This window comes from Holospora curviuscula, assembly GCF_002930195.1.
GTDB classification, from domain to species: Bacteria; Pseudomonadota; Alphaproteobacteria; order Holosporales; family Holosporaceae; genus Holospora; species Holospora curviuscula.
The window spans coordinates 8,285-13,020 of record NZ_PHHC01000082.1 but is presented as its reverse complement, the minus strand read 5'-3'; the positions used below and the strand labels follow the sequence as shown (position 1 = coordinate 13,020).

The 4,736-nt window shown below is 37.0% G+C and carries 4 protein-coding genes and 2 pseudogenes; 4 read left to right on the top strand and 2 right to left on the bottom strand.

All coding sequences use genetic code 11. The features are described from left to right. Positions 1 to 131, bottom strand: a pseudogene (locus tag HCUR_RS09550) (IS481 family transposase); the annotation flags it as partial. A gap of 1,564 nt (positions 132 to 1,695) precedes the next feature. Here HCUR_RS09550 and HCUR_RS03535 point away from each other — a divergent pair. From HCUR_RS03535 to HCUR_RS03525, 3 genes are read left to right on the top strand one after another with little or no spacing between them, the layout of a single operon-like run. Beyond that, on the top strand, positions 1,696 to 2,337 hold the full coding sequence (locus tag HCUR_RS03535; protein WP_129591888.1) for a MotA/TolQ/ExbB proton channel family protein: 642 nt from the start codon (positions 1,696 to 1,698) through the stop codon (positions 2,335 to 2,337). A gap of 14 nt (positions 2,338 to 2,351) precedes the next feature. Beyond that, complete coding sequence (locus HCUR_RS03530; RefSeq protein WP_104206774.1) at positions 2,352 to 2,801, top strand: biopolymer transporter ExbD; 450 nt, start codon at positions 2,352 to 2,354, stop codon at positions 2,799 to 2,801. A gap of 4 nt (positions 2,802 to 2,805) precedes the next feature. Then, positions 2,806 to 3,609 carry a methionine aminopeptidase family protein gene (locus HCUR_RS03525; protein ID WP_104206773.1) on the top strand — a complete coding sequence of 268 codons (804 nt, stop codon included), beginning with the start codon at positions 2,806 to 2,808 and terminating at the stop codon, positions 3,607 to 3,609. Between the two features lie 405 nt (positions 3,610 to 4,014). Here the strand turns inward: HCUR_RS03525 and HCUR_RS03515 are convergent, their stop codons facing one another. Beyond that, entirely contained in the window at positions 4,015 to 4,206 is a 192-nt protein-coding gene (locus tag HCUR_RS03515; protein WP_104206771.1) for a hypothetical protein, read from the bottom strand. A 326-nt stretch (positions 4,207 to 4,532) separates the two neighbouring features. Between HCUR_RS03515 and HCUR_RS08505 the strand changes: the two are divergent. Further along, a pseudogene (locus tag HCUR_RS08505) lies at positions 4,533 to 4,736 on the top strand (IS481 family transposase); the annotation flags it as partial.

Below are 4,736 nucleotides of genomic sequence, written 5' to 3'. Positions count from 1 at the left end.
CTCCACTTGAGGATTGTTTTTGGGTTAACATTAAATCTTTTAGCCGCTTTTCCTATGCTCTCTTTACTATCACGGATCTCTCTACGGATTGCCTCCGTTGTTCTGGCATTTGCGTGTAATACTTGTCCCATAAGCTTTTTCTCCATGCATTATTATCTTCATAATATATACCATAACTCTCTGGGATCAAACACCTAGTTTCCGTAATCGATATAAGAAAGAGGGAAATTACCATGCTAGAGAACAGTTAGACTAGACTGTCCAAAGAATAGAATAATTTATAAAAGATAAATCACTACTAAATTAAAAAATATTAGGGCTGAGTTTTCAAAAAATACCGTTTCCTCTGGGGAAGCAGAGGAAAAAAAGCGAGATAGATATCTAGAAGTTATCACAGAGATACCGAATCAAAATTTTGTATATAGCAATGAAAGTGGTATTGATATGGCGATTTTCAAAAATAGGGGATGGAGTAAAGAAAGTGAAAAGCGTATAGGAAAAAAGCGTGATAAGTTATTACAAAAGAATCATGATAGCTGGCTTAGTGAATAATCAATCTATAGTATCTATGGGGGTTAACGGGGCTTGCAATACAAATCTTTTTAATCATTGGGTAGAACAGTGTTGAATCAAAGCGCTGAAGTGTGGGCTCATTATGGATCACACTTCATTCCATACATCACAAAAGACAAGAGTGCTCATTTAATCTGTGGGCTTCAAAATAATCTTTCTACCCCCTTATTCACCAGATCTGAATCTTGTAGAGAAATTCTAGATTCCTATGAACTAATGGGCAAAAAGATAGAATTACATAATTTCCCAATGATATGAGAGGGATAATTCGCTGCTTTTCGCCACCTAATACGATATGATTGACTATAGCTTAAATACGTTACTCCCAAACTTTTTGTAACAGCCCAGAATCTGTTTCCCCAAAAAAGATAGAATTCCTAGCTTATTTATTGTGTCTGTTTCGGTGTCACACCCAATAATCTCAAAAAAGCTCTTGAATGTTTTGCAATATTTGTGTATCTTATCCCTATAGCAGTTGACCTTGAGAGTGTTGCTACACTTTTCTCACTTTTTTATTTTACTTTAAACAGTCCTATAAATCGCCCCTTTTAGTTTTTAACTGATATACGTCATTGTTCTATATCAAATAACAGCTTTATGAATAGATATGATGTAGCCGACTTATTTGAAGAATAGTTCAGTCTTGCGAGCGGAACCCATTAACTTTGATGAACCTTTTTGAGAATTTTCTATACCTGATATTGCAATTCCACTGCTTCTTTTTCTGCTCGAGGAATCCGTTTCATAAACGATAGAAATGATCCCTTGTTTCGTTCCATGCAAGTGTTGACAAATCATAAATACTACTCCAGACAACCGTTGCTATTGACACTTGTAGAGCAGCGCTGTTCAAGCTATGAATTCTTTTTGCAATTTTAAGAAAGTAGGAACTGAGAAAAAAATGTTTGGACCCAGTAGATCAGAAACTTTAGGCGCAGTAGATCTGGCAAAATTTTTTATTTTTTGTCACACTCTATCTCACGTTTAAAAATTACTCTTTCAGTATATTTAACCCTTGACTTGCCCCACTCAAGGAGTTGTTTTATGGAGAATTTTCTGGGATAATGAGGGCATATTTTTATAATAATAAGGGAGCAAACTCCAGCTGTGGAAGAAGTTATCGTGCAGATATCTCAAGGAATTTCACTTTGGGGATTATTTTGGCAAGCAGATTGGATCGTTAAGGGTGTGATGATCGCTCTTCTTAGTGCCTCTATTGTTTCTTGGAGCATTATGGCAGGAAAATATTTTCAAATGCGTCGATTATATAAAGAGGCGGAAAATACACAAGAGGCCTTTGAAAAAGAGCCTGCTAACTATTGGGAACATGTACGTCCCTGTGCCTGGACTATGCCTTTTTCTTACGTAGTAAGCTTGTTTGCAAAAGAATCTCGTCGGGGGACAGCGGCATTATGGCGTCAAAAAGTAGAAAATATTTTGGAAGCTTACTTAGAAAATCAGAGAGATTATTTAATGAAAACCATGGGAACTCTTGATACTATTGGTTCTATTTCTCCTTTTGTGGGATTGTTTGGAACGGTTTGGGGAATTATTAACAGCTTTAAAAGCATTGCCAGTACAGGGTCCACTAATATTGCGGCAGTAGCTCCTGGTATGGCGGAAGCGTTATTTGCTACGGCTATTGGTTTAGTCGCTGCTATTCCTGCGGTTATTGCCTATAATCGGTTAACTATCAGTATTCAGAGCTATATGACTAAATTAGAAGGGTTTTGTCGTATTGTTCACGTTTCCCATCTTGAGTAAATAAGGAAAGATCAATGAAACTGAGACGATATCGAAACCATATCAAGTCCCACTCGGAACTTAATGTAACTCCACTTGTGGATGTTATGTTGGTGCTGTTAGTAATTTTCATTGTAACGACCCCTATGATGCACAGTAACGTATGTGTTAATCTTCCTAAAGTAGGGGCGGGCGTGTCGCAAAACTCCAACGTTTTACCTCTCACAGTTTCAATTCAGGGCGACGGAACTCTGTGGTTTCAAGATCAAAAAATTGAGCCTAATGTATTGGTAGAGCGGCTTAATGTGTTGTCTCCAGATCATCAAGAGACGATCTATATTGAAGCGGATAAAACGTTGGTATACGAGCATTTAGTTCAGTTGATGGTATGTCTTTCTCAAGAAGGTTTCACAAAACTAATGTTAGTGACTGAAGCAGACAGCAAAAGTAATTCAGGAAAACGACGCAAAATTCGAGGAAAATAAAAAAATGAAGGCGTTAAATTGGATTATATCGCTAAGTCTTCACGGAATGATTGGTGTAGGTATTTTTTTGACTAATCGATTTTCTAGTGTTGAGCTTCCAGAACAAACTGCGCCTTGTACCATTCCTTTAGATATTCAAAATTTTGCTTCCATTTCCAGAGCACCTAAATCTAAGCCAAAATCAGAACAAGTTCAAGAGCAAAAAAAAAGAAAATCTACAAAAAAGTCTAATCAAGATACTTCTAGGGACGTGAAAGAGGAGCCAATTTCTTTTGATGAAATGTTAGACCGCTTAGAAAAAAAAAATAATGAACCTAAAAAGTCTAAAGCATCTTCCCTTAGAAGAAAAAAAAAAGCTTCTTCTGAAAAAGTGCCTCCTTCTCAAGATTCTGAAGAAGACGTTCACCACATTCTAAAAGATATTACTGAACGCCCCAAAGGACCTTCAGCCCAAACCCCAGACACAGATTCTGAGTCAGATTCTGTCTATGGTGCCGCGCAAACCGGTCAAGATATTGCGGTCAGTATTTTGGATCGTGTTCAAACGTTATTGCAAAATGCTTGGCGTCTTCCGGCATTATCAGACAATGGAGAAAAGTTGGTGGTGTTGGTAGAGTTAGAGCTTAATCCTGATGCTACTGTTGCCAGAGCAACTATTTTAGGGGGGAGTACAGAGCACCCTGCGTACGCCATTGCTGCAGAAAGCGCAGTGGCTGCAGCTTTTGATCCAAGCTGTAATCCACTTCCTTTACCTCTTGATCAGTATAGTAAATGGAAAAAATTACGTATTCATTTTTCTCCGCGATGAGAAAAACTTAGAACCTGTCTCAAGGGGTTGTAGTTCTTCCGAGTGTATCGCTTTTTTAGGCTTAATTCCGTTTTTAATTTTTTTCAACCTTTGGTAGTGTAGATTTTTGTCCATTTTTCCTTTTATTTTTTGAAAACTTTTCTCGTTAGGACTTTGCTTTTGATAGAGTAACGCGTTTGTTTTCTGTTCATTAATGTTTTCTGGATCCTTAGGACGACTACTCGTCACTTTAGCTTCCTGTTTAAGCTCTTCTATTTTCGGTTTAAGGGCTGTCTTTTTTTCTAGATTCTCTTTTTGTACTGAAGGTTTTGCTGTCTTTTCATCCTAAACATCTTGAGGGGTTTGTCACTTTTCTATTCTTAAAAAGGGTTTCTTTATCGAAGGATTTTTAAATCTGTTTAGAATCTATTTTCGTCTTTTTTTCTTCGTTATCTTGTTGAGTTTCTCTTTTGTTTGAGAAAAATAATCTAAATTTTTCGTTTTTGTCTCATTGAGATCTTGTTTTTCCGCTTTACTATCTTCGGGTTGCACCGCTTTCACCGGGTTTTTTTCTAGATCGTTTACTTTGTCTAATACTTCTTTCTCTTTTTTTTCCAAAAACTTTTTTTCATCGATTTCAATACTTTATGCAGCGCCGTTTCCAAGCTAAGGAACCCGTGTTTAAAAGCGCTTAGCGTTCCGTAACTCTTAGACAATACCGCTTCATATTATAAATAGTACAAAAAAACCTCTAGGCTACTTAATTCTCGGGCGTACTACTGATAGCAGTAACTGCTTTGTTTTAAGCATGGACAGTTTAAGGGTTAAAAAAATTTCTTCACACTCATCCATGAAAATATTGAATCATTGAGAATACGCTGGTGTTTGATCCCAGAGAGTTATGGTATATATTATGAAGATAATAATGCATGGAGAAAAAGCTTATGGGACAAGTATTACACGCAAATGCCAGAACAACGGAGGCAATCCGTAGAGGGATCCGTGATAGTAAAGAGAGCATAGGAAAAGCGGCTAAAAGATTTAATATTAACCCAAAAACAATCCTCAAGTGGAGAAAAAGAGAAGATACGAAAGACCTTCCCATGGGACCTAAAAAGATAAAATCTACAGTTCTATCAGAGACAGAA

Bases quoted from the DNA above. Each gene is read 5' to 3' on its own strand.
- HCUR_RS03525 (WP_104206773.1), top strand. From the start codon at position 2,806: ATGAAGGCGTTAAATTGGATTATATCGCTAAGTCTTCACGGAATGATT.
- HCUR_RS03530 (WP_104206774.1), top strand. From the start codon at position 2,352: ATGAAACTGAGACGATATCGAAACCATATCAAGTCCCACTCGGAACTT.